The 25,306-nt window shown below is 58.5% G+C and carries 48 protein-coding genes and 2 tRNA genes; 33 read left to right on the top strand and 17 right to left on the bottom strand.

Translation table 11 applies throughout. The annotated features are described in order from the left end of the window. Positions 1 to 5: 5 nt before the first annotated feature. The 6 genes from DLM45_RS02330 to DLM45_RS02355 are packed head-to-tail and all read right to left on the bottom strand — an operon-like array spanning position 6 to position 4,675. Entirely contained in the window at positions 6 to 434 is a 429-nt protein-coding gene (locus DLM45_RS02330) for a hypothetical protein (protein ID WP_181335385.1), read from the bottom strand. A gap of 24 nt (positions 435 to 458) precedes the next feature. Further along, positions 459 to 902, bottom strand: a complete 444-nt coding sequence (locus DLM45_RS02335) for a hypothetical protein (RefSeq protein ID WP_181335386.1) — start codon at positions 900 to 902, stop codon at positions 459 to 461. Next, entirely contained in the window at positions 902 to 2,968 is a 2,067-nt protein-coding gene (locus tag DLM45_RS02340) for a glycine-rich domain-containing protein (RefSeq protein ID WP_181335387.1), read from the bottom strand. Before DLM45_RS02340 ends, DLM45_RS02335 begins: the two co-directional genes overlap by 1 nt. Further along, positions 2,968 to 3,345, bottom strand: coding sequence for a hypothetical protein (locus DLM45_RS02345; RefSeq protein WP_181335388.1), 378 nt, complete (start codon positions 3,343 to 3,345; stop codon positions 2,968 to 2,970). Before DLM45_RS02345 ends, DLM45_RS02340 begins: the two co-directional genes overlap by 1 nt. Then, positions 3,345 to 3,506 (bottom strand): hypothetical protein, encoded by a 162-nt coding sequence (locus DLM45_RS02350; RefSeq protein WP_181335389.1) that lies wholly within the window; start codon positions 3,504 to 3,506, stop codon positions 3,345 to 3,347. Before DLM45_RS02350 ends, DLM45_RS02345 begins: the two co-directional genes overlap by 1 nt. Continuing rightward, on the bottom strand, positions 3,506 to 4,675 hold the full coding sequence (locus DLM45_RS02355) for a hypothetical protein (protein ID WP_181335390.1): 1,170 nt from the start codon (positions 4,673 to 4,675) through the stop codon (positions 3,506 to 3,508). The genes DLM45_RS02350 and DLM45_RS02355 overlap by 1 nt, the downstream gene beginning before the upstream one ends. A 565-nt stretch (positions 4,676 to 5,240) precedes the next feature. On the opposite strand from DLM45_RS02355, the gene DLM45_RS02360 reads away from it, so the two are divergent. Next, on the top strand, positions 5,241 to 5,573 hold the full coding sequence (locus DLM45_RS02360; RefSeq protein ID WP_181335391.1) for a hypothetical protein: 333 nt from the start codon (positions 5,241 to 5,243) through the stop codon (positions 5,571 to 5,573). A 176-nt stretch (positions 5,574 to 5,749) separates the two neighbouring features. Here the strand turns inward: DLM45_RS02360 and DLM45_RS02365 are convergent, their stop codons facing one another. After that, complete coding sequence (locus tag DLM45_RS02365) at positions 5,750 to 5,959, bottom strand: helix-turn-helix domain-containing protein (RefSeq protein ID WP_181335392.1); 210 nt, start codon at positions 5,957 to 5,959, stop codon at positions 5,750 to 5,752. A 112-nt stretch (positions 5,960 to 6,071) separates the two neighbouring features. On the opposite strand from DLM45_RS02365, the gene DLM45_RS02370 reads away from it, so the two are divergent. From DLM45_RS02370 to DLM45_RS02380, 3 genes are all read left to right on the top strand, one after another. Further along, a complete protein-coding gene (locus DLM45_RS02370) occupies positions 6,072 to 6,278 on the top strand; it encodes a hypothetical protein (protein WP_181335393.1) in 207 nt (68 codons plus the stop codon). Further along, complete coding sequence (locus DLM45_RS02375; RefSeq protein WP_181335394.1) at positions 6,275 to 7,273, top strand: hypothetical protein; 999 nt, start codon at positions 6,275 to 6,277, stop codon at positions 7,271 to 7,273. Before DLM45_RS02370 ends, DLM45_RS02375 begins: the two co-directional genes overlap by 4 nt. A gap of 276 nt (positions 7,274 to 7,549) precedes the next feature. Continuing rightward, positions 7,550 to 7,705, top strand: coding sequence for a hypothetical protein (locus tag DLM45_RS02380; protein ID WP_181335395.1), 156 nt, complete (start codon positions 7,550 to 7,552; stop codon positions 7,703 to 7,705). A gap of 8 nt (positions 7,706 to 7,713) precedes the next feature. Here the strand turns inward: DLM45_RS02380 and DLM45_RS02385 are convergent, their stop codons facing one another. From DLM45_RS02385 to DLM45_RS02420, 8 genes are all read right to left on the bottom strand, one after another. Then, a complete protein-coding gene (locus tag DLM45_RS02385) occupies positions 7,714 to 8,223 on the bottom strand; it encodes a transcription termination/antitermination NusG family protein (protein ID WP_181335396.1) in 510 nt (169 codons plus the stop codon). Further along, a complete protein-coding gene (locus DLM45_RS02390; protein WP_181335397.1) occupies positions 8,220 to 8,363 on the bottom strand; it encodes a hypothetical protein in 144 nt (47 codons plus the stop codon). The genes DLM45_RS02385 and DLM45_RS02390 overlap by 4 nt, the downstream gene beginning before the upstream one ends. Further along, positions 8,360 to 8,698, bottom strand: coding sequence for a hypothetical protein (locus DLM45_RS02395; protein ID WP_181335398.1), 339 nt, complete (start codon positions 8,696 to 8,698; stop codon positions 8,360 to 8,362). The genes DLM45_RS02390 and DLM45_RS02395 overlap by 4 nt, the downstream gene beginning before the upstream one ends. Before the next feature lie 71 nt (positions 8,699 to 8,769). Next, on the bottom strand, positions 8,770 to 9,021 hold the full coding sequence (locus DLM45_RS02400; protein WP_181335399.1) for a hypothetical protein: 252 nt from the start codon (positions 9,019 to 9,021) through the stop codon (positions 8,770 to 8,772). Continuing rightward, positions 9,018 to 9,236, bottom strand: coding sequence for a hypothetical protein (locus tag DLM45_RS02405; protein ID WP_181335400.1), 219 nt, complete (start codon positions 9,234 to 9,236; stop codon positions 9,018 to 9,020). Before DLM45_RS02405 ends, DLM45_RS02400 begins: the two co-directional genes overlap by 4 nt. Continuing rightward, a complete protein-coding gene (locus DLM45_RS02410) occupies positions 9,233 to 9,487 on the bottom strand; it encodes a hypothetical protein (RefSeq protein WP_181335401.1) in 255 nt (84 codons plus the stop codon). The genes DLM45_RS02405 and DLM45_RS02410 overlap by 4 nt, the downstream gene beginning before the upstream one ends. Continuing rightward, positions 9,484 to 9,933, bottom strand: coding sequence for a hypothetical protein (locus tag DLM45_RS02415; RefSeq protein WP_181335402.1), 450 nt, complete (start codon positions 9,931 to 9,933; stop codon positions 9,484 to 9,486). The genes DLM45_RS02410 and DLM45_RS02415 overlap by 4 nt, the downstream gene beginning before the upstream one ends. Beyond that, positions 9,920 to 10,786 (bottom strand): helix-turn-helix domain-containing protein, encoded by an 867-nt coding sequence (locus DLM45_RS02420; protein WP_181335403.1) that lies wholly within the window; start codon positions 10,784 to 10,786, stop codon positions 9,920 to 9,922. The genes DLM45_RS02415 and DLM45_RS02420 overlap by 14 nt, the downstream gene beginning before the upstream one ends. Positions 10,787 to 11,159: 373 nt before the next feature. On the opposite strand from DLM45_RS02420, the gene DLM45_RS02425 reads away from it, so the two are divergent. The 26 genes from DLM45_RS02425 to DLM45_RS02550 all read left to right on the top strand — a co-directional run bounded on the left by DLM45_RS02425 (position 11,160) and on the right by DLM45_RS02550 (position 22,396). Next, positions 11,160 to 11,435, top strand: a complete 276-nt coding sequence (locus DLM45_RS02425; protein ID WP_181335404.1) for a hypothetical protein — start codon at positions 11,160 to 11,162, stop codon at positions 11,433 to 11,435. A 206-nt stretch (positions 11,436 to 11,641) separates the two neighbouring features. After that, a complete protein-coding gene (locus DLM45_RS02430) occupies positions 11,642 to 11,884 on the top strand; it encodes a helix-turn-helix domain-containing protein (protein ID WP_181335405.1) in 243 nt (80 codons plus the stop codon). A 539-nt stretch (positions 11,885 to 12,423) separates the two neighbouring features. Then, positions 12,424 to 12,660, top strand: a complete 237-nt coding sequence (locus DLM45_RS02435; protein ID WP_181335406.1) for a hypothetical protein — start codon at positions 12,424 to 12,426, stop codon at positions 12,658 to 12,660. Continuing rightward, entirely contained in the window at positions 12,657 to 12,821 is a 165-nt protein-coding gene (locus tag DLM45_RS02440) for a hypothetical protein (protein ID WP_181335407.1), read from the top strand. Before DLM45_RS02435 ends, DLM45_RS02440 begins: the two co-directional genes overlap by 4 nt. Next, positions 12,818 to 13,183, top strand: coding sequence for a hypothetical protein (locus tag DLM45_RS02445; protein WP_181335408.1), 366 nt, complete (start codon positions 12,818 to 12,820; stop codon positions 13,181 to 13,183). Before DLM45_RS02440 ends, DLM45_RS02445 begins: the two co-directional genes overlap by 4 nt. 194 nt (positions 13,184 to 13,377) lie before the next feature. Continuing rightward, positions 13,378 to 13,836 carry a hypothetical protein gene (locus DLM45_RS02450; RefSeq protein WP_181335409.1) on the top strand — a complete coding sequence of 153 codons (459 nt, stop codon included), beginning with the start codon at positions 13,378 to 13,380 and terminating at the stop codon, positions 13,834 to 13,836. Next, positions 13,833 to 14,210, top strand: coding sequence for a hypothetical protein (locus DLM45_RS02455; protein ID WP_181335410.1), 378 nt, complete (start codon positions 13,833 to 13,835; stop codon positions 14,208 to 14,210). The genes DLM45_RS02450 and DLM45_RS02455 overlap by 4 nt, the downstream gene beginning before the upstream one ends. Before the next feature lie 2 nt (positions 14,211 to 14,212). Continuing rightward, positions 14,213 to 14,815, top strand: a complete 603-nt coding sequence (locus DLM45_RS02460; protein ID WP_181335411.1) for an ERF family protein — start codon at positions 14,213 to 14,215, stop codon at positions 14,813 to 14,815. Further along, a complete protein-coding gene (locus tag DLM45_RS02465) occupies positions 14,812 to 14,982 on the top strand; it encodes a hypothetical protein (protein WP_181335412.1) in 171 nt (56 codons plus the stop codon). Before DLM45_RS02460 ends, DLM45_RS02465 begins: the two co-directional genes overlap by 4 nt. Beyond that, on the top strand, positions 14,979 to 15,209 hold the full coding sequence (locus DLM45_RS02470) for a hypothetical protein (RefSeq protein WP_181335413.1): 231 nt from the start codon (positions 14,979 to 14,981) through the stop codon (positions 15,207 to 15,209). Before DLM45_RS02465 ends, DLM45_RS02470 begins: the two co-directional genes overlap by 4 nt. Then, positions 15,206 to 15,445, top strand: a complete 240-nt coding sequence (locus DLM45_RS02475) for a hypothetical protein (protein WP_181335414.1) — start codon at positions 15,206 to 15,208, stop codon at positions 15,443 to 15,445. The genes DLM45_RS02470 and DLM45_RS02475 overlap by 4 nt, the downstream gene beginning before the upstream one ends. Beyond that, positions 15,445 to 15,894, top strand: coding sequence for a hypothetical protein (locus DLM45_RS02480; protein ID WP_181335415.1), 450 nt, complete (start codon positions 15,445 to 15,447; stop codon positions 15,892 to 15,894). Before DLM45_RS02475 ends, DLM45_RS02480 begins: the two co-directional genes overlap by 1 nt. A 52-nt stretch (positions 15,895 to 15,946) precedes the next feature. Continuing rightward, positions 15,947 to 16,696 (top strand): hypothetical protein, encoded by a 750-nt coding sequence (locus DLM45_RS02485; protein ID WP_181335416.1) that lies wholly within the window; start codon positions 15,947 to 15,949, stop codon positions 16,694 to 16,696. Further along, entirely contained in the window at positions 16,693 to 17,268 is a 576-nt protein-coding gene (locus tag DLM45_RS02490) for a hypothetical protein (protein ID WP_181335417.1), read from the top strand. Before DLM45_RS02485 ends, DLM45_RS02490 begins: the two co-directional genes overlap by 4 nt. Continuing rightward, on the top strand, positions 17,269 to 17,646 hold the full coding sequence (locus tag DLM45_RS02495; RefSeq protein WP_181335418.1) for an ASCH domain-containing protein: 378 nt from the start codon (positions 17,269 to 17,271) through the stop codon (positions 17,644 to 17,646). Then, complete coding sequence (locus DLM45_RS02500; RefSeq protein ID WP_181335419.1) at positions 17,646 to 17,870, top strand: hypothetical protein; 225 nt, start codon at positions 17,646 to 17,648, stop codon at positions 17,868 to 17,870. The genes DLM45_RS02495 and DLM45_RS02500 overlap by 1 nt, the downstream gene beginning before the upstream one ends. 1 nt (position 17,871) lies before the next feature. After that, positions 17,872 to 18,141: an Acb2/Tad1 domain-containing protein gene (locus DLM45_RS02505; RefSeq protein ID WP_181335420.1), complete on the top strand. Its 270-nt coding sequence runs from the start codon at positions 17,872 to 17,874 to the stop codon at positions 18,139 to 18,141. Between the two features lie 31 nt (positions 18,142 to 18,172). Beyond that, entirely contained in the window at positions 18,173 to 18,598 is a 426-nt protein-coding gene (locus DLM45_RS02510) for a hypothetical protein (protein WP_181335421.1), read from the top strand. Beyond that, a complete protein-coding gene (locus DLM45_RS02515) occupies positions 18,599 to 19,003 on the top strand; it encodes a zinc-finger-containing protein (protein ID WP_181335422.1) in 405 nt (134 codons plus the stop codon). Further along, positions 19,004 to 19,339, top strand: a complete 336-nt coding sequence (locus DLM45_RS02520) for a hypothetical protein (RefSeq protein ID WP_181335423.1) — start codon at positions 19,004 to 19,006, stop codon at positions 19,337 to 19,339. Then, positions 19,336 to 19,734, top strand: a complete 399-nt coding sequence (locus DLM45_RS02525; protein ID WP_181335424.1) for a hypothetical protein — start codon at positions 19,336 to 19,338, stop codon at positions 19,732 to 19,734. Before DLM45_RS02520 ends, DLM45_RS02525 begins: the two co-directional genes overlap by 4 nt. Beyond that, positions 19,727 to 19,924, top strand: coding sequence for a hypothetical protein (locus tag DLM45_RS02530; protein ID WP_181335425.1), 198 nt, complete (start codon positions 19,727 to 19,729; stop codon positions 19,922 to 19,924). The genes DLM45_RS02525 and DLM45_RS02530 overlap by 8 nt, the downstream gene beginning before the upstream one ends. Beyond that, positions 19,925 to 20,371, top strand: a complete 447-nt coding sequence (locus tag DLM45_RS02535; protein WP_181335426.1) for a hypothetical protein — start codon at positions 19,925 to 19,927, stop codon at positions 20,369 to 20,371. Positions 20,372 to 20,406: 35 nt separating this feature from the next. Further along, the gene (locus DLM45_RS02540; protein ID WP_181335427.1) at positions 20,407 to 20,727 is read left to right on the top strand and encodes a hypothetical protein; all 321 of its coding nucleotides are present in this window, start codon (positions 20,407 to 20,409) and stop codon (positions 20,725 to 20,727) included. Position 20,728: 1 nt separating this feature from the next. Next, positions 20,729 to 21,094, top strand: coding sequence for a hypothetical protein (locus tag DLM45_RS02545; protein WP_181335428.1), 366 nt, complete (start codon positions 20,729 to 20,731; stop codon positions 21,092 to 21,094). A 177-nt stretch (positions 21,095 to 21,271) separates the two neighbouring features. Then, positions 21,272 to 22,396: a tyrosine-type recombinase/integrase gene (locus DLM45_RS02550; RefSeq protein ID WP_181335429.1), complete on the top strand. Its 1,125-nt coding sequence runs from the start codon at positions 21,272 to 21,274 to the stop codon at positions 22,394 to 22,396. Between the two features lie 33 nt (positions 22,397 to 22,429). Here DLM45_RS02550 and DLM45_RS02555 read toward each other — a convergent pair. Continuing rightward, positions 22,430 to 22,506: transfer RNA gene (locus tag DLM45_RS02555), tRNA-Pro, on the bottom strand. A 390-nt stretch (positions 22,507 to 22,896) separates the two neighbouring features. Here DLM45_RS02555 and DLM45_RS02560 point away from each other — a divergent pair. Together DLM45_RS02560 and DLM45_RS02565 are read left to right on the top strand one after the other, a co-directional pair. Beyond that, positions 22,897 to 22,971: transfer RNA gene (locus tag DLM45_RS02560), tRNA-Gln, on the top strand. Positions 22,972 to 23,440: 469 nt separating this feature from the next. Beyond that, positions 23,441 to 24,196, top strand: a complete 756-nt coding sequence (locus DLM45_RS02565; RefSeq protein WP_181335430.1) for a response regulator transcription factor — start codon at positions 23,441 to 23,443, stop codon at positions 24,194 to 24,196. Positions 24,197 to 24,240: 44 nt separating this feature from the next. On the opposite strand, the gene DLM45_RS02570 is transcribed toward DLM45_RS02565, so the two are convergent. Continuing rightward, a complete protein-coding gene (locus DLM45_RS02570) occupies positions 24,241 to 24,438 on the bottom strand; it encodes a hypothetical protein (protein ID WP_181335431.1) in 198 nt (65 codons plus the stop codon). A gap of 323 nt (positions 24,439 to 24,761) precedes the next feature. On the opposite strand from DLM45_RS02570, the gene DLM45_RS02575 reads away from it, so the two are divergent. Then, positions 24,762 to 25,178: a PilZ domain-containing protein gene (locus DLM45_RS02575; protein WP_181335432.1), complete on the top strand. Its 417-nt coding sequence runs from the start codon at positions 24,762 to 24,764 to the stop codon at positions 25,176 to 25,178. Positions 25,179 to 25,306 lie beyond the last annotated feature (128 nt).

Consider the following 25,306-nt stretch of genomic DNA (forward strand, 5'->3'; position numbering starts at 1 on the left):
CGGGGTTAAACGGTGATGTCTCTCGGGAGCGTCCGAGACGTTGTGATGCTCGTAACCTTTGGCACTGGGGATGTGATCTGCTTGGTCAGCGCCTTGTCGCTCGTAATGTCTGCGTCGAAGCTCCGGCCAGTGGTGACCTGCGTCCCGAAGTCCGTCGGACTTACGATCTCCGTGTTCAGGGAGAAGCGGGTGGTGAGCTCTGGCCGCCCGAGCGTTGGTGTGAGACGGATGCCACGGGCAACGAGCCCATGAATTGCATGAAGACTGGGACGGCCGAGACGCGGTGTCGTCGTAAGGCCGAGTACTGTGAGATCGTGCTGTTGCTCGAGAGCCGGTGACCCAAGCCGGGGAGTCGCCGTTACCCCGATTGCCGCGAAACTTTCGTCCTGGGGGATAACCCCGCCGATCGGTGCCCCGACGAAACTACCGATCATCGGACGTTATTCCTGGTTCTTGTCTCAGTCAGGCCAGACGATTGCCGGGAGTTCGGAAATAAACTCAGCAATTGATGGCTGGGCGCGCTGTCCGGTGAGGACTTTGGCTAGCTCGCTGTAGGCGTAGAACCACACAGCATCACGCCAAGCGACGAACGCTTGAGCCTCCGCAGCCCATCCGGGAACGGTGCTCGCCACGTACGAGGCAAGTGAAACGCCATCGGCGTAGTTGCGACTGCGCGCGGCGGCGTCGATGTGCGCCTGCACTGCGTCTTTGTAATCGTCCTGTGTCGGTGCGGACGGTTCTACCACTGGTGCGATGAACTTCTCGCCATCCCAAGTATCACCGACGTTTGCCGCGGCCCTGATGAGTACCAAGCCTTCAGGAACGGTCCAATCTGCATCGTCATCGAGCATGACGGTATTCACGACGACGCCTTCGCTATCGATCAGCGATACGACGCCCATCAGTAAAACTCCTCGATAATGACGACGCCCGCACCGCCTGCACCGCCATTTGCTGCGCTTGTCGACGTTGTCACGATGGCGCCGGACCCGCCGCTCCCGTAACCAACAGCATCGTTACCAGCCAAATTCGCTCCGCCCCCCCACTGGCGCTTTGCAGCAGCCGCACCCCCAAACGCAGACGGAGCACCAGCACCTGAGAGGCCTTGAGCCGCCTCAAGCATGAAGCCCGCATCTCCGCCGTTACCGCCGCAATTGATGTCGCCGTTGCTCGCAGCGCCACCGGCTCCGCCTTGTGTGGTGTACACACCCGCATTACCGGTGGTAGACCCACTCCCTCCACCACCGCCATCGGCCTTGCCGTAGACGTTACTCGTTCCGAGCCCCGATGTGCCGCCAGCACTTCCGTTACCGCTTGTTCCGCCGGCACCGCCTGCACCAACGGCCACCGTCAGCGAGGAAATCGAAGTAACGTCCAGCCACTTGATGACGAACCCGCCGCTTCCACCACCACCGCCGGAAGCGCCCTTAGTAGCGCCGTTTGGCTGCACAAACCCGCCGCCGCCTCCGCCACCCTGTATGGTCGCCTTGATGAGCTTGCAGCCTGTCGGCTTCGTCCACGTACCAGATGATGTGAATATTTGCTTCGTTGGCGCGCTCTGGAAGAGCCACTTACCAAAGAACTCTCCCATATCGGAGAACCCACGCAGCTTCGGGTGCGACGGCAGCGGTTCGCTATCACGTGTGGTGTGGTTCACAAAGATATGGTCGCCAATGTCTCCCGGTCCCGCAACGAGGATCGTGTTCCCCATAAGCGAACAACCATAGAAGAAATTGTTCTGTGGGAACGGGTAGGCCGCATCTGTATTGAGCAGGCAGAGAGGGTGGCCCTGACCGGTACCTACGACGTTCGAATCGCACTCGATGAACGTATTGCTATCCGCCATCCCCAGCATAATGCCGTAGGAGTTTTGCGTCGTCTTATTCACCTGGATCACGACGTCAATAAAGGTGTTTCGGTGCGGATCGCGGTTGCTCGTGATGTCACCGTCCAGATAGAGACCGGCCGCGTAGCTTCCGTTCACATCAGAAGTGATGCTGATGTTCTTGAACGTATTGTTGGCGCACCACGATGGGATATTACTGTCTGTCGTTGCGCGCCCGATGAGCGCCAGACCGTTTGTCGTGAACTGTTTGAGCGTAAGACGTTCAAAGTCAGAGTGCGAGACGCCGATCATGTAAAGGCAGGCTGACGCAACGCCGGACCCATCAAGGGTAAAGCCCGCCATCTTGATGCCGCCGATACCGCCGCGAACGTCGAGCATTCGGCCGCTGCTTCCCGACCGCGCTTTAATCATCGTGCCCGATACGACGCCGCTGCCCGGCGGCAGATACGCATTTTCCCCAGCACCGAGGATGCACTGGCAGTTTTTGGTTGAGTAGGCACTCGTCGTGCCGTTGCCGAGAATGAGTGTTCCGGCGTCCACCATGATGATCCCGGGCGGCAGGATCAGCGGAAGCCCGGAGGACTCCATGGCAGCAAATGCAGCAACCATCGCTGCGGTGTCATTGGTCGTTCCATCAGCGGTAACGCCGAACCATTCTGCACGAAGTTCGGTCTTCCCGAAGCCGAGCGTGGTACGCGCTGCCGATGCGTCTGCTTGTGTTAGAAGGGACCGGCCAAAGGATGCCGTAGACAGTGCAGCGATAGCGGTGAGATCGCCATCAAGCGGCTGCGCATACGCAACGAGATCATCGGACGACACCTGTTTTTCAGCAGGGAGATCGTTCGTTAAATCCTTCACGCCTGCTGAGAAGCTAACAAGACTGTTGCCGTTTGAGCTTTCGACAACCGTATCTCGGACGAGCGTCGTCGCATTGGACATGTGGCCCGTGCCACGCTCCCACTCCGAGACATCCCGGTTTGAGATGAAGTAATAGAACCTATCCGACCCGCCGGTGCCAAAAGCACCGCCGAACGTCTGTTTTCCGTTCACGGCCGCGAGCGTGAAATTTCCCGTTCCCGTGGTTGTCGAAACCTCATGAACGAGATTGGCAATGTCCGGCATTAGGCATTCACCGCGTCGGGAATCGTCACATCGAAGGCGGCCAGCGTGAACGTGTTGCCGTTGGTCACGGCCTGAGACGATGAAAGCGATCCCGTTGCTAGCAGTCTGGAATTGGCCGTATCGACAATGGACCAATGCGTGGCTGTACCAGTCCCGGTAACGTCACCGTTGCTGATCGCCGCAACCGTCACCTTGCGGCCGTTGGGCGAAGCATCCGTTGCCGATCCAATGGACAACGAGGTTTTGTTGCCGAGCGTGTAGGTGCTCGTGGCCCCGGCGTAAGAAACCGGTTCCTGAGAACAAATGTCGAGGCGGTTGCCATCCGTGTCGAGGATAGCAAGCGCCGCGTCGAGAATGGTGTCGGAGAGAAACGCCATCAGATGCTCTGCATAAGCCAGCCAGCGAGACCCACTTCCCACCAGGCATGGTTGAAGGGGACATTGACGCCAAAGAACATGATCACCCCGACGATGATGAGGATCTTGCCCAGTAGCTGCGTAAGCGGCCGGACGGGCTGAAGCGCGGTGTTGAGGTCCATTAGGCAAATGCTCCAGACGTACGAGGCTGCAGAAGCGCAAGAGCGCGATCTGCGTGAGAGGCCATGTCCTTGCGAAGCTGACTGATGCCGCGCTCATCGGTGATCGAGACGCTGCTGTGAACACCGGGAAGCGAGCCCGCCTCAGTCGGCAGATGGGCGCCTGACCGGCCGGCCGTCTCCGCAAAACTTTCGTACGGATACGACGCCTCTTCCTTTGCGCCGTAGATCCATTCGTCCAGCACACCCGGGCGCCGGTTGAGTCCCGCGCAGAGGTAGAACATCGGAGCGAGCAGCAGGAACGCAATCGAGCTTGCGCCCATGATGCCGGTGTTCGTGGCTTCGCGCTCATCCGTCGTAACGCTCGATACGAACTGACCGCCGACGAGGCTCACAGCCTTGTAGAGGGTGTCCGTGTGGTTCACCGCAGTGGATGAGACGTAGTTCGTCGCCTTGGCCGTAGCCCGGGCTTTGTCGAGGCCGGTCTGAGCCGCGAGCAGCATCGATTCATGCTTGCTCAGCTCTTCCGCCTTGCCGGCACGTTCCATCACGTCGGCAAGTTCTTTCTTAAGGCCGAGGCACTTGGGGCCGCAGCCGCCGCGACGGGATTCCTGTGCAATCGCTTCTTCAAGCGCGGGAGCCTGAGCCTTGAGGCCATCAGCCGACACCGTCGTGATCCAGGGGTTTGCGTCCTTCAGAGCCGCGATGCGATCGGAGAAGAACTTGATCTTGCCTTCCGCGTCAGAGACAGCGGCGCGGGTGTCCTCGTATTTGACGTTCGAGACCGAGGACTGCTGCATGTCGCCAACACGGATCGAAGCCGAGTAGCCGACGTGGGTAAGCAGCGCGACCATACCGAGCGGGATGCAGGCAACGCCAATCCAGCCTGCGGTTGCCTTCTGACCTTTGCGAAACTCCATAGCCGCCACGTCCGGCAGGATGCAGAACGCAAGCGCGACAAGGCCGAAGCCGATTGCGTGCAGGGAGCTGAGCGTCGAACCGAACTCGTAGGCGATGCCGCTATCGACCGCGATGGCGAAGAGCGCGAGCACCCAGAGCATCTGCCCGAACGGTGTGTATTGCTTCCACTGAGCGGAGAGGAATGCGCCAATACCAACGATGAGCATCGCGATACCGCGGGGAATGGCCTTGAAGAGCTGCCAAAGGGACATGGGTGTGTCTCCCGGTTTGGGGGTGTATTTGCGGGAATCGGGCACGGGAAAGGGGGCCGCTGCGAACGGGCCAGAAACGGCTTGAAAGGCGGGTATCAGGAGAGTGGTCCGATCAGCACGAGGTGACCGGCACCGCCGCAGCGAATGCGAATTGTGTGGGGTTGTTTTAGGGACAGTACCGGCGTGCGCCTAATTTGGCTGGGATGACGAGCACGCTGTCCGGCAAATCCGGATGGGCTACGTCCTTAGGGTACACACACCCTGTCCCGTAAACGCGAACTATGACGTTTAGAGACTGATTTGCACTGTCAGCACAAGAGGATAATTGGCGGAATCTAAGCGCAAAGCGACGGGTGTGATTCGAGAGTCACTAATGGCTGCGGAATAAGATCCCCTGGCCATATATCGAATCATTCTATGAATGAGTTTGGCCGGGAACGCTTGCAACGACCCGGCCAAATATCAACCCGCCGATGGCCGACGGGCTCATGATAGCGAAGCAGAGTGTACACTTACGCGGAGTCGGGTCAAGCGGCCATCGGCTACCCACAGAAAGGGTAGCCTAATGAGTTACATCGATTGGCCAGCAAAATCTGGCGCATCCTATCGCTATTGGTTTGTCGATATGAGCAAACCGTTCAATAGAGTCGCTGCGAATTACGTGTTTGCGAAGCAGCTGCCGAACGGAAACTTTTCTCCGCTCTATTTTGGTGAAACCGGCGATCTAAGCTCCCGTATGCCGACGCATGAGGTTTGGTCTCAAGCCATTCGTCTCGGAGCTACCCATGCACTGGCGCACTCCACGCAAGGCGGAGAACAGGCCCGCCGCGCCGAGGAATCCGATTTGATTGCGCGTTGGAATCCTCCGCTGAACACACACTATCGAACGACTGGCTAACGCCAGAAGTCGGTTGCAATTGACAGGGGCTTTCGGCACCGGTTCTGGCCGGAACTCCTGTCATACGCAGGAGGATCTCAGCATTGATTTTTGATGATTTATCCATCCGTCAAGACAACGTGAGTCTGGTTTAGAAGTTCCTAAGAGGTAGCCATCCTCTCGGTCACCGCCGCCCATCAACCTCGCTTCCTCCCCGTTAGTTCCTCGATCACGCCGAGGAGTTCCGGTCTCGCCTGAATGAGCCGGATGATCAATGCGACCGGCCCCGGTACGGCGACGCTCGCCCAATATTGCCCGGTGCGCGGCTTGGCCCCCAACATCTCGGCAAACTCTGTCTGAGTGTACTTCAGCGCCTTCACGGCTTCACGGTATGCGGCCGGGCTCATCGGGATGATTCGCTTTATGTTGCCAATACGCAACCTTTAGCACGAAACCCGGCTATATCAAGACAAAGATACGCAATCCTTGTGGATTCCCTCTTGACGAAACGCGCAATAATTGCGTATTGTAACAATCGAGCCCCAGAAGCGCGCGAACGCTCCCGAGGCTCTTGATCTCCACCTTGTCTCGAAAGGCAAAGACCCAATGGATACCCTAGCAACTCTCGCCCTCCTCGTCATCCTCGCGCCGATTGTTTTCCTCGGCCTCGCGGTGACCATCTCCTTTATCGTCGAAGACTCCGTGCGTTCGGAGATCGGACAATGACCAGCTCCCTCCGCGGACGCGCTCTTGCGCTCATCGCTGGCGCTGCCTTCACGGGTGGCGCTCTGACCATCCTTCTCGGACCAGCCCTGCTGACGCCGTGGGACTGGTCGTCCTACCACGTCCTGACAGTGTTGAGCGTGTTCGGGACCATCGCTGCCGGTCATCTACTTGCAGAGGCAGGCTTCAAAAACCCCGTCGCTGCAATCGGCTTCCTGATCCTGTTTGTAGGCGGCACGGGCCTCGTCGTCGCCAACAGTGTCGGCCGGCAGGCAACCGCGTTTCAGGAAACGAACCTCTCGGCAGAGGCGACGAACACCGCCATCACGGAGAAACTGGCCGAACTGAAAAGCGCGCGCGCACGGCGGGACTTTGCCGACGCTCAAGTGCAGAAGGAAATGACCGGCTCTCGCTGTGGCAAGCGCTGCCGGGACTGGAAAACCAACTCCGCCGACATCTCGGTCGTCATCGGCCAGCTCGAAGCCTCGATCCGGTCGCTCGGCCCTCAGAAGCCGGTGAACGCCAAGGCGGAACGGATGGCCGACCTTGCCGCCCTGTTCGGGATCAGCAAGGCCAAGGCGATGGCGATGTACATCCTGCTCGAGCCCCTGCTCAACTGTTTGTTCTACGAGCTGGGGTCAATCGTCTCGCTCGGGTTTGCGTTCCGGCAGGGCAAGCGTCCGTTGGTTGCCGCCAACGATCAATTGCCGAAGCAAATCAATACGATTGCCTCAGTTGCCGAACAGTTGCCGGAGGCTCCAGAACCTCCGAAGGGCAAGCGTCGCAAACCGTTGCCGAGGGAGGTAATCGACTTCAGCAATCATCCCGTCGTCAAAGCTCTGCGTGAGAATGGCGGTTCCGTTGCCTCGCATCAGGAACTTGCGCGGTTGCTGAATATGGACGAGGGCGCAGCGTCTCGGCGTCGGCAAGAAGTTGAAGATCAGTTGTGTGTCACACGTCACGGCAAGCAACTCAGAATATCACTCAAGGCTGCGTAACGATTGCTCTGAGAGATCATCAGCCCTCGCTGGAAACGGCGTGGGCTTTTTCGTTTAAGCGGTCCACCAATTCCCGCAGTCTTCACAGTCGTATTCGTAAATCACTCCGGGCATGAACCTGGGACGATCAACAATCGGCCGCCGCAACGGCGATGACCTGCTCACCGACTGAGACCCGCACTCGGGACAGGGAATATGATCTACGTTCGTCTGTAGTCGCAGATCACGTTCGTCTAGCGGTGGCCCGATCGTGTGGGACAGAGCCATGATCTGGACATGCTTGCCATTGCATCGGCTGCACCGGAGACGGCGCCTGATCACCTCGACTGGTGTGTTGGGGTCGTCCCGGTCGGTGATGATCGACGCTACGTCTACGGTCCGATCCCGGTAGCAGTTTGGACAGTGGAGCCGGACGCGCTTGGACTCACCTAATACGCTCGTCACGCCGCCTCCAGGCTCTCCAGCAGAATGGTGGCGACCTCTGTCGCTCCTCCGAACAACTCCATCATGATCGTAGCCTTGCGTCCGCGCAACCCGACCACCTTCACGATCCTGCCGAAAAACGCGCCGTGCGTGATCTCAGCCATGTCACCGGGGCGTAAAGCCTTGTGCGTGTTCACTGAGCGCCCGTGCGGGATGGATTGTCCAGTAAGCGATTTCAGTTTCGCAATCGCTGCTTCCGAGATCGGTGCAGGCTTGCCGTCAAACCCCACGACGCCTTGGATCACGGCAAGGCGTGCGAGATCGTACCAGGGCGGCTCGCCTTCGAACCCGACAAACACGTATGACCGCATCATCGGGTAGGTAACCGCAATGCGCTTGCGCTCGCGGCTTCGGGAGCGGCGGATCTTTGTCTCGACCGGCACGAACACGTCATGTCCTCGCCGCCGCAGAACCATCTCTGCCGCGAATTCTTTCTGAGGGGTCGTCATAAGCGCGTACCAGATCAAGGCACTCTCCGGATCGGTTTCTGCTTCTTGGATTTTTTTGCACGTATGGCCGCGCTCGCATCCCTGTAGATGGGGAGCATCTTTACTTTCCCGCCTTTTATCTTCGCGCCCTTGCCGAGCTTGATGACGTAGCCGGTCATTGTTTCTTCCCAAAGATTGATCTCAGCGCTTCGGTGGTCTGCGGCGCTGCTTTGGAGAACAATTTGTCATCGATCGATTCTAGCTGGCGCCGAGCATCCACCTCTTCGGAATACCCGATGCGCGCACACGTATCCGGGTTGGAGAGCAAATGGTCTAGAACCGCCGCTGCATCTTTCGCTTCGTCAGCCAGCCAGTTGATCATAACTTCATTGATGGGCAGTCTCTGATTGGCAGGATCTCGGATCTTCGTTCCTATGTCAGGAAACCTTTTGTCGTTCTCGATCTCCAGCAAAAGCCGACCGCGTTTTCTCATTTTCGCATCGTGCTCGGCCATGAGGGCGTCGGCTCTGTTAGGGTTTTCGAGCGCAATGGCGATGCGCTCCAGAACAGAAATCAGATCTTTCATCATTCTGCAGCCTCACGAAACTGCTGTGTCAAACCAACTTCAGCGCGGAACATCTCAAGCTGCTCTTCGTCCTCGCAGATTTTTGACCGCTTGTCGCTATCGAGGATCATCTCTCGCGCAACCTTGCGAAGCATGCGGGGATTGACCCCTGCGTCCTTTGCTGAGTTCACGAGGTCTTTGATGGCCTCTTGCTCATCGGCAATTGTCCTGAGATGCGTTGCGAGCGTTGTGGCGTAGGTTTTCACGGTCATCGGTTTGTAATCCCCATTAGAGCGATTTTCGCCTGTTCAAACAGCCAGAGGACGGTTCCGCCGTCGGCGGTCGTCGATGCGAAATACAGGTCTCCGTCCTTGTCGTAACCAACGACAATCGCCGTATTGAGCTCCGACCCAAGCGCCTTGCTGAGTATCCGCTCCGCCGGGATGTCCAACGTCGTTTCGCAGTTGAGTTCGACGACGTTGCTCATATCTGATCCTTCAACATCGAAATCGAGGGCAGCGTCACCGGGATTTTCCGGTTGGAGATGCTGGAGGCACGCGCCCCACGAATGCGGCCGCGCGCCTGGCTCTTGGCTGATACGGTCACGTGGTAGCCGGCACGCTTCGCCGTATCGAGAAGGTTGTAAGCATGCGCTTCTGTGATGCTGAAGCGGCGTGCGATCTCCTTCGTGTCGCATCCGTCGAGGAATAGGGAGCGGATTTGATTGGCGTGGATCATGCGGCGTTGTCCTGTGCAGCGGCGCGGTTCTTTTCGATCAACCGGCGGAGGAAGCCACTGAGGTCGCCGCCTAAGAGATTGGCTTTCTGCCATTCAGCAGCGCGCTGGTATTGCGCCGCCTGATCCCGGGCATAGTCGACCCATTGTTTCGGGGGCATCAGGCTGTCGATATCGCCATAGGCTTCGCCGAGAAGAATTCGCTTCATGACGGTCAGAACCAGATGGCTGCGGAGTTCTTTGCCCCATCCCTCGGAGATCGCGCTCCGCACCCACGGATGCGGCAGGAAGCGGTCCGCGAACTCGTACCCAACAGGCTCCATCTTTCCCGAGGTTCCGTGCCGACGCATCGGGTTTACGAAGCAGCGCGCGCGATATTCGGCAAGGCGTCGGAATTCGAGAACTTCCTCGGCCGTTTTGCAGGACTTGAGCGATTCAATTGATGACATTGGTCAGCCCCTGCTCGATCATTTCGAGCGCGATGCGCTCCTTCCAATCATCGTCGCAGCGGATGCGCGGCGGGCTCTGCGGTGCGGTTGATTTACGGGCCGCGTCGCTGCTGTAGGCACCGTCGTGGACCTTTGCGAACGACGAAGCCTGCAAGAGGAAATCCAAGCTGGCGCGCCATTTTCCGTCGCCCCCCTCGCCCTTGAGGAACGGCGAGGTTTTGATGTTTGCGAGTGCCCGGTGCCAGCCGTCTAAGCCGAATTCCTTCAGCCGAGCGATGATTTTTCGCTCGCGGTCTGGCGTCATTCGCGACGCTTGCGGGATGGCGCACACGAGCGCCGTGTCGTTGTAGGCGTGGAAGGCTTCCAGCGCTTGCGTTCGACCGAATTCGGGTTTGGGTTTTTGCTTCTGGGGGGTAGGGGGGATATTATTATTTAAATAACTTACTTCCGAAGGAAGTTCTTTAGTCGCGCGTGTAGTTATATCTCGGGCGCACGAAGGCTCCGGCTCTGAAATTCTCACTGGTGAGAATGGTGAGACGGTTTTTCCCGTTATTTTCTCATCAGTGGGAATTGTGGGATTCTCACTGGCGGGAATTGTGAGAATGGTAGAGTTCTCAGTTTTCTCACCAGTGAGAACGGTGAGACTCGTGGGAATGAGGTCAAACCCGTGCTCGATGAACTCATTGTGCGCACGATAAACGGTTGACTTCGGCAATCCTGTAATTGCGCAAACGTCGGCAACTGAACGCGCACCGGTTGCGCACATGATTGTGCCCACGTACTTCGCCGTGGCGGAAATCGGCAATCGACCAATGGCCTTGAAATCGCCATTGCCCTCGACGATATTATCCATGTTGACTGGTCCTGAGTTGTTGAGCGTTGCCGGTCAAGTTTGCACCCCCCAAAATCGACTAGTGTTCTGACCCTCGCTCTGGTTGCCCCTGGAGCGAGGGTCTTTTCGTATGTGTGCCGCCCAAAAAGCCCAGGGCTGGGGAGCCCTGGGAAGTTGAGGGAGGAAACGCCCAAGGAGGGCTACGCGCACACGGCAGGAAGCGCTGAGGGATGACCAGTCCGCGGGGATGCAACCGCGTTGCCCTTTCGGGCGCACCTCAACGCTCCCGGCGGTAGGCGCCGGAACACACGCAACTGAACAGAACTGGAAACGCGCGCCCCGAACCTTCAGACTGAGGGTGTCAAAGCCAACTCAACAGAAGGAACGGGACGCAATGCAGGAACATGAGATCACGATCGCTGTCCGCACTCAGGCGATGGAGACCGTGATGACGGAAGTGGTCGGTGCCATGCTCTCAGTCTCAGGACTGTCCGAAGCGGCCATCCAAGAAATGTATCGACGAGTGACCGCAACCACGGATGGCGTGAGTATTTCCGGCGTCGATCCAGTCGAATCCGATCACGTCGCAGGCGAATTTCAGGATGCAACGCGCTATCTGGTAAAAGAGATTGAAAGCGCTCGCCTAAGGCATCTCCGTCGAGGTCAGTAGCGTCTGTCATGCGACCCTCGTTGCACATCAAACCGCACTTGCAAATAAGCTGCTAATGAGTTTGACGATGCCATTACCGTAACTTGACGTTACCGTAACTGTGCGGTACGGTCAAGCCTACGGAATGCGGACCAATAATGTCCGTGCACGGTGGCCAGTGGATAATCACTCTGGCCCTCATGGTTACGAGCAGACACGAGAAAATTATGAAGACCTTCGCCAAGCGACTGAAGCAGGCGCGGAAGGAAGCGGGATACCGTTCCGCTGAATCGTTCGCTGCTGCAGCAAGCCTCGAACCACACACATACCGAAAATATGAACGTGCCCAGAGCGAACCGAACTTCGAAACGCTGATGCGGATGTGTGAGCTTTTGAAGGTACCTACGAGCTTCTTGCTCCCGCTCGAATCCGAAAAAAAAGCGCGGAGCGGAGTTGCAGCGGCCGCCTGACGCCGAGCGATGTAAACTATCTCGCTTGGCAACGCGACGCCCGGGACGAAGGCGTCGTCTTGCGTATCCTACGGCGCAGCGGGCTTTTTAATGCGTCCGACCAGGGACGCCCTGATGACCAGGCCGATGACTAAGGACAGCTCGCCCTCGCCTGCCATGAGCGACCTCCCGAACCGTACCGTACGTTTACGCTTATCACTCAGCAACAAGTCCGCCTTTTCTCTGTCCAAATAAATCGTAACCGTTAGTTACGATTTATATTGACCTGCATGTGACCGTAACGTATGGTTACGCAATCACCGGCGCGAACGACTGTCCCCGAACCAGTCCCTAGCTCGTACCGGAGACTCCGCCGCCCGGACTCCCAATGGTGGGATTCCCGTCTTCACGAACGACCGTCCGGGCGGCGGCTTTTTGAAATTCAGGTTTCGCGCGGGGAGTGGTCCGAGGGGGTTCAGGCCACGAGCTGAAGCGGGGAAGTCCGGAACGCATCGAGGTGTGTGGTGCGTTCCGGTCCCCAATCTCAAAGGGCAAAGCTGATGAGCACTGAGACACCAGCACTCACCAAAACAAAGATCCTCGCGGTTCGCGCCTACATCGGCGTCGCCATTCGGAATTTGAGCGCACTCAGCGCCGACGACAAAAACGAAACCGGCATTGCCGACACCGCGAACGAAGCGGGACAGCTCCTCGCTCGCTGCCATGCCGACCTCACCGATCTTCTGAAGCTGCAGGATCAAAAGCCAGCGGCTGCACACGACAAAGTCGCGGCATGAGCGGCCTGACCTCTCAGGAGGAAACCGCGCTCGCCATGCTTCGTGCCGGGCGATCGTTCGAGGAAGCCTCCGACAGTACCCACGTCGATTTCAAGCGTCTCATCGAACTCTGGAAGCTGGAAACAGCACCACCCAAAGACACCGAGGGCTCCGCATCATGAACCCCATTGCAGATTACGCCGTTGAAATCCCGTTCGAGGAAATCGGCATTCAGATCGATGGCGCCGACGTCGGCATGTTCGACGGAACCGCGCACGTCGATCAACACGGATCAGTCGTTGGTCTTGAGATCGACGGCTATGTCACAGACCCGGTGAACCCACTTGGCCGGCGCAAGCAAGTGACGCGCTACCTCAAGGTCCCATTCTGGAATGGACCGGCGCCGACCAACTTCATCGACATACTGGCGAAGCACCTGGCGCACGAGATCACCGTCTCATGCGAACCGGAGATCAACGACAAGCTGAACGACTGGTCCGTCTCTCTCGCAGAGAAGGAATGGCACCCGGAGCAAGCAGCATGACGCGCTTCGATTGGTGGTTTGGACTTCTCGTCTACGCGGCTCTTACGCTGCTCTTTCTCTACGCACAAATTCTACTGAGGTGACGCCATGGATCGCAGGCTGATCGAGGCGTTTGCCCTCGCAGTTCTCGCGTCAAGTTTCGGCCTGTTGGCGTTGGCCGTCGTTTTCGTTCTTGGGTGAAGCGGGGTTTTCTGATGCTGACCAAAATCGGACAGGCACTGGGATTGAACGATGCGGACCCGACCGCGCGTCCCGCTCGTGCCAGCGCCTTTCGCGACATGCTGGAACGCGCGTCGAAGACGGAAACGAAACCCGCCGCCGTCGTTCGACAACTCTATTCCCTCGACCAGTTGGCAAAGCGGGCGCTGAGCCTAACGCCGACGGTGATCGACGCCCAGGTGAAACTCGAAAAGCTGCAAGCTGCCTATCGCGATGCGGTTGAGGAAGCGAACGCCTACCTCGAAAAGCTGAAAGAAGAATTCGAGGCGCAAATCACGACAGCCGAGATCGATCTCAGCAAGGCCCGCATCGAACGGCGGCGCGCACAGTACCGCTTGATCCGCCAGCAGGTCGAAACCGGCTGCTTCGAAGATGTCAAAGACCTCAGTGAACTGTGCCGGTCCAAGGAATTTCTCGAGACGAATGAGCAATGAGACGTCCGACGACATTGGACGAGCAGTTGGCCTGGTGGCGTTCAAATCAGAATGGCTCGGTTCACGCTGACGGACCCGAGTGTGGGTATTTCAAACGCCGCATGGAGGCGTGGAGCAAAACATGGATACCGGTTCGAATTTATCTGGAACAGCCGATCGATTGGGAAACGGGCGAGCTCGCAGCGCCGGAACAATTTCGGCTCGACGCGAACGGACGCCTGCTGACGGATCACTGGACGATATGGGAAGCGTGGCAGCGTCTACGTCCGGTGACGATGGACGAGTGGAAATGGCTGACAGCACGGCAATCCCTCAGAAGTGGAAGCCCAGCGACAGCGTATATCTCAGACTTGCGAGAGCGCAGTCTGATGTGAGGGTGATCACGCTCGATGCTGATATCGAGGTGAAGAAGGAGGGAAAGACCGTCGCCAAGTACAAAGGCGTCACCTCTGCTCAAGTTGTCACTTTCGCAAAAAGCGCTCTACTCGCCAACGGCATTGTTTTCTACCCCGTCATGAAGCGCGACGGCGTACAGGTCACCGGCAATAAAACTGCCGTCTATATCGATGGTCACTTTGTATCGGTCGATGACGATACCGACCGCATCGTAACCGGCGCATGGGGTGCGGGTACCGATTTCAACGACAAGGATTACTCGAAGGCGTTTACGAACGCCGTCAAGAATTGCCTGGCCAAGATGCTCGGCATGTCAACGCTTGAGGACGATAGCGCCGAAGCGACGCCGCATGAGCCCGAGCACAAACCGCGTGCGGTCAAGAATGCTGAAGCCCTGACAGACGTCGCCATTAAGTCGTGGGCGGACGCTTTCAAGGTTGCTCTCGACGGTTGCCGGAGCCTCAAACAACTGAAGCAAGTGAGGGCCGACAACGCTCCGATGATGAACAACGCGGGCGTTCCTCAAATCACGAAGGATTACTTCCTCGACAAGATTGCAGCTCTGGAGGGTGTTCTCGAATGATGGACACCCTTGGCACCTTCCTGTTCGTCTTTGTCTTCGCGCTCGTAACGATTGCGATCTGCTCAAGCGTTGCACCGTCTGACGGCATCCATGTCCGTTCCGTAAAGACGGTTGTGGTCCACACCGACGATGAACTCGATCAGATTTACAACGGAGCCGACCGATGATGCGCGCGCGCCTTTTGGCCGAGAACCCAAACGATATCGTTTTCACAATGAAGATTTCCATGACCGCTGGAGAATGGGAAGCGCTCCGCGACGCGCTGGACGCCATCCGCAACAGCGGCCAAGGCGACCACAACGTTTACCGCCTAATCTCCGCGGTTTCTGAGCTTCTGTCCGACGCGCGCAAGACGTTTTGGTGCGACGAACCCGACGGGAAAGAAGTGACATGACAGATCTCTTCGACAAACTGACCTCCATGAGGGAACGCATCGACGAACTGATGCAAGGCGAACAAGAGCGGGCGGAAAAGCTCCAGCTTGAGATTGCCGACCTCAATGACCGGATCGCACTCGCGAACGCTCTCGCGGCTTTAAAGGCTGCAGCATCCGACTGCCGGCACGAACGTGTGCGTGTTCAGGTGAACGGCGCTCGGGATCAACTCGTTAAAATCCTGGGGGCAGCGTGATGGCATCAGAGGTTCCGCGCGAGCGCATCTACGGGAATTTCCGTCCGTCGGTAATGCAGAGGTCCAAGGCGAAACGAATGGCGCCGAAAGAGAAGCGCGCGAAGCGGCCGGGGAACAGCGATGCACACAAGCTGGCAATCCAAAAATGCCCCTGCTGCATCCCGGGCTGCAATGTCGTTGGCGTCGAGGGGCATCACTTGAAGCACGGCCCGGCAGCAGCTGAGCGCTCAGTCGGTCGGAAAGCAACTGACCGTTGGCTACTCCCGCTTTGCCACAACCATCACATCAACGGCGTCGAGATCGATGCACCGAACGCAAAGCGAGAACCAGGATGGTTCCGAGATCGCGGGATCGATGAACCGATCGAACTTGCGGCAGCGCTGTGGGCAGTGAGCCCGAACGCAGCTGCGATGACGCGAATTATCCTAGCACACAAGGAACGCCGATGACCACCGCGTTCATCGTCGCTGCTTACTTCCACAAGGATACGGACAATTGGCCATGACAGACACGCAAATCGATACCAACCGGCTTTCGCAGATCACGGTTCTCGGAGAGGGTTCACATACGTCATTCGATGATGGACTTTGTGCAATGGAAGCTGTGGCGTACATCGCAGGCGAACCCTGGTCGGATCATCCGGCGTGTGCATGTCCCGTCATCGCAGCATTTATGAGATCATGGAACGACGGGCTACCGAGCGACGAAGATCGAAATCGGCTATTGCTCCCGCTCGTGCCGAAACTCGTCGGTACGCGCGCCACGCCGGAAATCGAACAGCGGCGCGCGACGATGGCCGCCGACTGGTTGATCCGCACGCATACGGTTGCGTGGTTGCGGCTAGCAAAACTTGATGCCCAGGCCGATGCGCTCGCCGCGTTGCCGGAGATCACCGACTTTGCTCAGTGCCCATCTCTTATGCCGACGCTCGAAGCGGTGCGGCGTGATGCGACCGCTGCTAGGGCCGCTGCCTGGTACGCCGCCGGGGCCGCTGCCGGGGACGCTGCCTGGGACGCTGCCTGGGCCGCTGCCTGGGATGCTGTCGGGGCCGCTGCCTGGGATGCTGTCGGGGCCGCTGCCTGGGCCGCTGCCAGGGCCGCTGCCGGGGACGCTGCCTGGGACGCTGCCAGGGCCGCTGCCGGGGACGCTGCCTGGGACGCTGCCTGGGACGCACTGAAACAGACTACGGCCGAACTCCAGATCTCGGCTGTCGCACTCGTAGAGCGAATGATCGCTGTGGAGGCACAATGACTGAAGCAAAAGCACCGGCACCGGCACCGGACTTCGCGCTGCCTCTCAAGGTGACGCGTTCGATAACCGGCGCGGCGGTAGAAGACGCGAACGAAATGATAGTGGCTTTTGGGATGAAGCCTCACGATGCGGAAGCCTTCGTCGCCGCCGTCAACAACACCGCTGCGAAAGACGCAGAGATAGCGCGGCGGAGAGAAGCGCTGAAGGAATCGAAAGATCGCGTGATTCACTATCAGAAGATCGCGGGAGAGCAGGGCACGATGCTATTCCGCAAAGACGTTCTGCTGAAGACCGCACGACAATTCGGTGTTTTGTCTCGCGCGTATGATGGCTCCGTAGCGGTAGCGATTGCCGACGCAATCGACGCCGGAACCCCGCTCGCATGGCCGAGCTCGCCATTCGCTCAAAGGTGGCTAAACGAACATAGTTATTCCGACTGCCGCGGGCTTGTCGGAATGCGGATCACAATGAAGCTGGCTGACGGTGTCGAAGCGGGTGACGACGGCACGGCTCTGAGCAGCATCCCTACGGCAAGCGATACGGCTGCACATGATGCAGAGACCGGGGAATAGATGGTCGCGATCAATTTTCAGCGCAATTTCGCCGCCGACATTCGGTCTGGCCACAAAACGCAGACGATCCGGCAGAGCGCGCGCTGCAAGACCGGCGACACGCTGCAACTGTACACCGGGCAGCGGACGAAGAATTGCGAACTGATCGGCACCGCGACGTGCGCGATCTGCGAGCCAATCACGATCGCCGAGGATTATCTCGCGACCGGCTATTTCCGATTGCCGTCAGGCGACGCGCATCACATCGCGAAGATTGACGGCTTCCCAAACCTCGCTGCGATGCGTGACTGGTTCCGAGAGCGCTACGGCCTGCCGTTCCAAGGTTACCGCGTCATGTGGAATGACTTCGCACCGGCCGAGAAGGGAGCGGAGTGCTAATGCCATCGCAGACAGAGCTCTTTCCGAGGCCGCCCCGTCCGCACGTCTGGCGCATGCACGTACACGATGCGGGCGACCGCGTAATCGAGTTCCAGTGCCAGCGCTGCGGGCACAACACCGGATGGATCGATTGGGACAACGGCGTCGCAAAGGCAAAGCGCGGCATCCCATGTCCGAAGTGCAATGCAGAGACGGCCGAGAGCATTCAACAGAAAGGACAATGACATGACCGACCACCAGCCGATGCCCGTGAAGGGCTACCAGCCGCAATCCGACGACAATGTTGCTCTGGCCAACGAAGGCAAGCTGCTCGAAGAACAATATCTGCGCTGGCTCGACAAACTCGATGCGCTCCCGACCGCCGCGACAACGCAGGACGGCCGCGAAGCAAAGGGCATCGACAAGCGGATGGTTGCGCTCGCGCGCACGAACATCCAGCAGGGCGCGATGTGGGCTATTCGCTCAATCTTTCAACCGAAGCGGATCACCGACTAGCGGCAGAGACGGCCGAGAAGGGAGACGTGACGTGAGCGAGACCGAAACAAAACCAGTTAGCATCGCAGCAGGCTTCCGCGCGATGTGGGGAGTGATTGCAGACGCGGCCGACGCATCGCGCGGGCGGAACGCCGATGCACGATACTCTGCAATGCACGATGCAGCGACCAAGGCCAACCTTTGGCTCACGTCACGCAACACGATCGGCGCGCTGATGAATACCTGCGCGAAGCACCAAGACGAGATCACGTCTCTACGCGCACAACTCGCTGATGCGAAGGCAAAGGCCATAGAGGAATGCGCGAAGACCGCGGAAGCCTTCGGCGAAAATCACGGCGTACAGTGGGGCAACCGCAAGCGATTTGAGTTGCGCGATTTGCAGCGGGCAATGCGCGGCGCGTGCAATCTGATCGCCGAAGACATTCGCGCCCTCGCCTCTCTCAAGGAGGGAGAGTAGATGCTGATCTGGTGCTGCACTTGCGCTCGCGATGTCGAGGCACGACTGACGAGCGGCGCGGAAGTCTATCCGCATCGGTCAGATCTTGCTGACGTTCCGCGTTGGAAATGCGACGGCTGCGGCAATCACGTTGGCACACATCACAAGACCAAAAACCCAACAAAGCCGCTCGGCAACATCCCGTCCAACGAGATCAAATACGCGCGCATCAAAATCCACGAACTGATCGACCCGCTTTGGAAGTCTGGCCTCCTACGCCGCGGAAAGGTCTACGCGAAGATGAGCGATGCGCTTGGTTACCCCTACCACACTGGGGAGATCAAAACGATTGACGAAGCAAGAGATGTTTACCGCGCTGCTCAAGGGGTAATTCGAACAGCTATCGCAACTCGGGAGGGAGAGTAGATGAGATTTCGTAAGAAGCCGGTCGTGGTCGATGCCGTTCAATGGAGAGGGCGCGAAGACACGAACCGCGTTCTGAACTGGCTGGCACAGCAGGGAGCGAGCATCGCAGGATGGCTCTTCAACGATACCGACATCACAATACCGACGCTTGAGGGCAACCATCGAGCGACGCCGGGCGACTGGATCATTTGTGGCGTTAAGGGCGAGTTTTATCCGTGCAAGCCGGACATCTTCGAAGCGACTTACGAGCATGTATTTATCCCGATCGGCTTGGCGCCAGAACTAACTGAGGAAGCGCCAGATCCGCGCAGCACGACGGGGGAGATCATCGGGTGACTCGCATCGAAACACTACGCTCTTTGCAGACGCGACTCCGGGAAGCAACAGGGCCCGATAGCGAGTTGGACAAGGACATATCCACGGCACTCAATCACTATGATGATAGTTTGGTGCCCTGGGGTGGCGACTTGCACCCATATGATTACACCACCGACCCTGACGGCCTTGGAGCGTGCGTGGCGCTGATGCGGAGTGTCTTGCCGAGGTGGCTATTCGACATCCGCCAGCAGCATCAAGACGACTTTCAGGCGCGGGTCTATCGGCGCTGTTTGAAGCGGACTCCGCATGACGATGTTTTCGCGAGCCATCGATTAGCTACGCACGCCACGTTGCTCGCAATCGTGTCCGCGCTCATAGCGATAGAGGAAGCAAAGGAGAAAGCCGATGTCTGAGACGACGCCAAAAGACGACCGGATCGTCGTTGAAGCGTGGATGCTGTTCGAGGGGCTGGCGGTAGAGCTCGCAAAGGTTGCAGGCGATGTCGATGCCACGCAAGAACTTGCGCAGCACGTAAAAGGCATCGCCGAAGCGCTCCGCGAACACGGCGCCTCTCTCCCATCCAGTACGGAAAAGGAGGGGTAGATGGCGGTTCCGTACGCGAGCGCAACCAGTGGTGACAAAGCCCGCGCTGAGATTACCAAGATGCTGCAACGATTCGGATGCGAAAGCGTCGGCATCATGGACGACTTTGCCGAACACTCCGTTCTGTTGGCGTTCAAGCACAGGGGCCGCGCGGTGCAGCTAAAGGCGTCCGCCAAAGGTTGGGCCGCAATGTACATGCGCGAGCAACCGTGGAACCACAAGCGACGCGCGAAACGGCAGGACTACGAAGCAGCCGCGCTGCGCCAAGGCCAGATCGCCGTCAATTCAATGCTTCGCGATTGGGTCAAGGGACAGCTTACCGCCGTTGAATGCGGGCTGATGTCATTCGAGGCTGTGTTCATGCCTCACATGCTCACACGTGACGGCCAGACGCTTCTAGAACGCGTGGCCGATGCGAAGATGCTGCCCCCGCCTGAAGATAAATAGCGCCGCCCTCTCACACCAGGAGTCTGAATAGAGACATGGCAGACATAAACACGAGACCTATAGACCCGATCTCCCAACTCACAGCGAGAGTAGAAGAACTCGAAGCGCGCAACGCGATGCTTCAACGGAAGTTGTGGCAGGTCCTCAAGGATAGGAGAGACACGACGATTCAGTCCGCCAGCAACGCCGCATACGATCTCGAATGGGCAATCAAAGAAGGGCTCAATAGTCACCTTCCGACCATCGAAGACGTTATCGCTAACGGACCTTACGTGCGCGTTGGGTGGAACGAGTCAATTGAAGAAGCCGATGCACGCACGGCTCTCGGCACAGCGGTAAAGGACGGAGGGAAATAGGATGAGTAAGGAAGATTCAATTCAATCCGACACCGAGCGCTCTGCTTCGTCAGAACGGTCAACGGAACATTGGTGTGCGCTTGAAGAATTTGCGCAGCGCGACCTCAAATCTTACCAGAGCCATCGTGAACGTACCGCCTACAGAGCGGGCCTGTCGATGGCGGCTGCTGTCTGCGATCATGTTGCCGTTGATTACGGGGCATCAAAGCCTGTGACCAAGAAGGCGGCTAACCGGTTCGTTGTCGCACAAATCTGCGGCGACCGGATCATGGGATTCCATCAGCAGGTCAAATCTTCCGATGACCGTGACGTAGACACCGAGCGTGCTGGCGTCAGCGTGAACCAAACCACAGAAGAGACGGAGTAGAGGGATGGCGGACATTGAACCCGTCTATTCACTGAAAGAGGCCGTGGCGAAAGTGTTGCGGGGCCGGTGGACCGTTGCCTCCTTGCGCACAGAGATTCGCAAGGGCCGGTTGAGGCCGACCCGCATTGCGGGCAAATTGGGCGTAACAGACTCGGCTCTGGGGGAGATGCTGAAACTATGCCAAGACGCGCCAAAGGCCCAAGACTGTTTCTCAGACCCGCCCGCCATCAAAGACAGGCAACCTGGGTCATTGTCGACCGAGGACAAGAAACTAGCACTGGATGCAGCGAGGGAGACAGCGAGGGCGCTGAAAGCGCGCTTGCCCGTTACATCACACAGAAGTACGAGCCGCCGCGCACCAACGGACGCCTGAGCAAAACCGCCATCCCCGACGTCATCAACCTCTATCTCACCGAGCACGCCCCGAGCACATCCGATAAAGGCGTGTGGATTGGCTACATGGCCGTCTCAGTTCTCGACTGGTGGGGAGAAAAGGTTCTCTCGGATGTCAACAAAACGTCCTGCGCGGACTATGTTAAATGGCGGGTCAAACAGAATGTGACCGACCAGACCGCGCGCCACGAGCTCAAGACGCTGCGTGCCGCGATCAACTATTATCACGCCAGTTCCTACGGGCCTCTCGACGCCGTTCCCGTCGTCACCCTGCCGGCCAAATCCCCGCAGAAAGTCGATTATTGGCTCACCCGTAAACAAGTAGCCGACCGTCTACGTGCGGCCCGGCGAATCCCGCGCTGCCAGCACGTCGTTCGTCTGATTCTTATCGGCGTCTATTCTGGAACACGCCCGGGGGCCACAATGGCGCTCAGGTGGATTCCGTCGACAACGGGTGGCTGGATAGACCTCGACAGCGAAACGCTGCACCGACGTGCGATCGGAAAAAAACAGACAAAAAAACTTCAGCCGCCGGTTCGGATTCATCGCCGATTGCTGCCCCATCTCCGCCGCTGGCGCGAAGCCGACATGGCGAAAGGCATTACGAATGTGGTGCATTATTTCGGAGGGGAAGTGGCTGACGTCCACAAGTCGTGGGCAAAGGTCGCCACGGGCGCTGGCCATAAGCCGGACGGGCCGCACATCACACGTCACACCTGCGCGACGTGGCTGATGCAGTCAGGCGTCGATCTCAACGAAGCGGCGAGCTATCTCGGGATGAGTCCGGAGACCTTGTGGAACACATACGGTCACCATTCGCCAGCCATGATGGGCAACGCCGCACGCGCGGAAGGGCGCCGAATTCCAACGAGCACCGTTGCCTTTCCCGGGCGGAAACCCGGGCGGTGACCGGACGATGTTCATCTAAGCTATTGAAAGTGTTGGTCGGAGCGAGAGGATTCGAACCTCCGACCCCTTGCTCCCGAAGCAAGTGCGCTACCAGGCTGCGCTACGCTCCGCCCGACCGACAGCCTGAATTTAGGCTTCCCGGAGGATACGCGTTCGCGGATGCTCCAGAGAGGGGCGTTATAGCGATCCGATCGCGGGGCCGCAAGCGCCCCTTGCGCGGCTAAATGCAATCGAAAAAAGTCGGCCACGCCATGAGTTGCGCAGGCCTTCGAAGCCTCCTCATCTCAGTTTCCGGCCCTTTTCCAGCCCAACTGGACGCATCCGCCATCGATCGAGCTGGATTCGCTCGGACCGGGGCAAATTGCTGCGCCGGTTGCCAGCGCCCCCTCCGAGACGCCCGGAATGGAGGGGGCGCGACGGAGCGCAATTTTGCGTTGTCATACCCGCGTCTTTGCCGGCCTTGCCCTGACGCGCAAACGCCTTTAGGAAGCCGCGAGTGATGGGATGTAGCCAAGTGGTAAGGCAGCGGATTTTGATTCCGCCATTCCCAGGTTCGAACCCTGGCATCCCAGCCATCGCTCCTCCGGTTGTTGCACAAAGCGTTGCAAGTCCGCGCAAATGAAACAATCGCCAGTCTCTTTGGCGTGACGGCGAAGCTCGCGATGGGCGGACGAATCCTCTCGACATCATTCGATTGACGCGGTGGAGAGCGGATTGCGCGCCTATGATGGTGCGCTGCTCGTTGTCAGCCATGACGAGGTCTTTCTGCGGGCGAACGGCATTTCGCGCAGGCTCGAACTTGCACCGATGCAGGTGTGATCGCAAAAGGACGGGGCGCGCGGGTTCTGGGGCCGCAAATAGGCGATATTCGTCGAGAGTATAACTGCTCGTGCACAAGCCGCTCGGCGCCGGGCCTAGCAATCGCCCGGGTTTCTGAGTATGGCACTCGCTCATAATTGCGGCGCCGACGTTATTCGACGGTGCTAGTTCTTCTGTGCGCGTGCTCCAGCGTCAGGCCGAAACCATAGTCAGGCGAGAATGACGATGTCTTTTCCAACCGACCTTCGCGAACCGTCGGTCCAGGTGATCCTGGTCGATGGACGCGGGATGGTTACAGACGTGCAGCAGCAGGGTCCGGAGCCGGGCTATGGCAAGTCTGCTGCGTCGAGCGGCGACTATCAGGCTGGACAATCCTATTTCGATCATTGCGACGATGAACATCGCACCGATGTGCAAGCGCTGCTGAAGCGGAAGAGAAGCCTTCTCTCGTTCGTCATTTCGAAGCGCACGGGCCGCGAAAAGAACTGGTTCGTCGTGGTCGGCGTTCCGGCTGGCGGTGACGCGGGCGCTGGCGCGCTGCTGATGCATATCGATATCACACCCTGGATTCAGGAGCGTGGTGGTTTCAACGATGGAGATAGCGCGCCGGGCTGGGACATGCCGGTGACGCTGAACCCGATGCTCGTTCAAGACACGATCGCCAAAGCGTTGGCAAAACAGTTCGCACAATCGATCCCGGAGCCGAAGCGCGGATCTATAGGCTTTGCCGCGAAGTCCACGCCGGTCGCGCATGCGGACGTTGACAGTCTCAGTCCGCGCCAACGCGAGGTGCTTCTTCTCGTTGCCGCAGGCAAAAGCAATCAAGAGATTGCGGAAGACCTCGACTGCTCGCTGAATACCGTAAAACGCCATGTTACTGCGGTGTTGCAGAAACTTCGTCTGCCGAACAGGACGCGCGCGGCAGCGTTGGTCAATCAGTTGAATTTGCTTCCAGCCGACAATCGGCGGTCGCGCCGCTAGCTGTTGCTGGCCGTCTCTCGGCACGGACGCGTCTCGGTCGTTGTTCACATCGGCACCAGGATTTTTGATTGCTTCGCTGCGCCGACCGCAGTCGATTTGCGGTGCTCGATATGTCGGCGAACGAGGTATTCGGAAATGTTGGGCGTGCGCCGCTCACACATCATATGAACGGCCGTACGCGCGAGCGCACCGTCGCCATCAGCGTCATTTTCAATTGGCGACAGGACTGACATTCTCAGCACGGGCGCCTTCCGCCCGAGGTTTTTTCCTGTCGTTAGCTTGGCACCGATGAATGCGGTCGCGACTGGAACTGCGAACGCGCCAGCAACTTGATCGCGCCGCTAGGCTAACTCCGATCGCATTCCTTCGTCTCCCTAGAATCGAAAAGTATTAACACTAAATTACTATAAATCAGGAGCCACACAAGATATGTTCGAGCGCTCACGTCGGAAGTCGCACCGGCGACGCTTCCGTTAATACCAAAATAGCACTTTAGTGTTATTTGTTTGCTCTCTCGAGGCGCCGCGTGCGCTCTCCCATCCGCGTCAACTGGCAAGGAGCGACCATGAAGAGTTTGCGCATCACGGGGCAGTTCCTTCGTAGAAATGACGAACGGCTTCCGCTTCAATCCGCTGCCATCTTGGAATGCCGGGGCGTGTCCCGCCGCATCGCCATCGTGGATTTTTCGAGCACGGGATTGCGCGCCGATCACGTTACGGGACTGGCTGCGGGAGATGCCGTTACCATTGCTCTGACGCCGGAACTGGCTGTTGAGGGGACCATTGTTTGGCTCGTCTGGCATAAAGCCGGTATTCGCTTTTCGCGCCCTCTGGCGAACTCCGATCCCGTTCACGCTCACCTTGCCGCTGAGGCTGCGAAGCTCGTGCTTGCGCGTTCGCGTGCGGTCACGGCTCTGGCACAGAGGGACGCGAGCCGAGCACAAGCCGAAAGCTGCTCCGATCCGAATGGACCCCGTGCGTAGGCACGCGCCATCGTGGCTTTTGCGCAATCCGATTGAAATCCAGATGCTTTCCTGCCCGCACAATGCGCGCGGCGGCATCGAGCCTGCTTGCAACCTCCTCGTGATTTGTTAGGCACTGTGCCGGCTGG

This window comes from Hyphomicrobium methylovorum (assembly GCF_013626205.1).
In the GTDB taxonomy this organism is placed as follows: domain Bacteria; phylum Pseudomonadota; class Alphaproteobacteria; order Rhizobiales; family Hyphomicrobiaceae; genus Hyphomicrobium_B; species Hyphomicrobium_B methylovorum.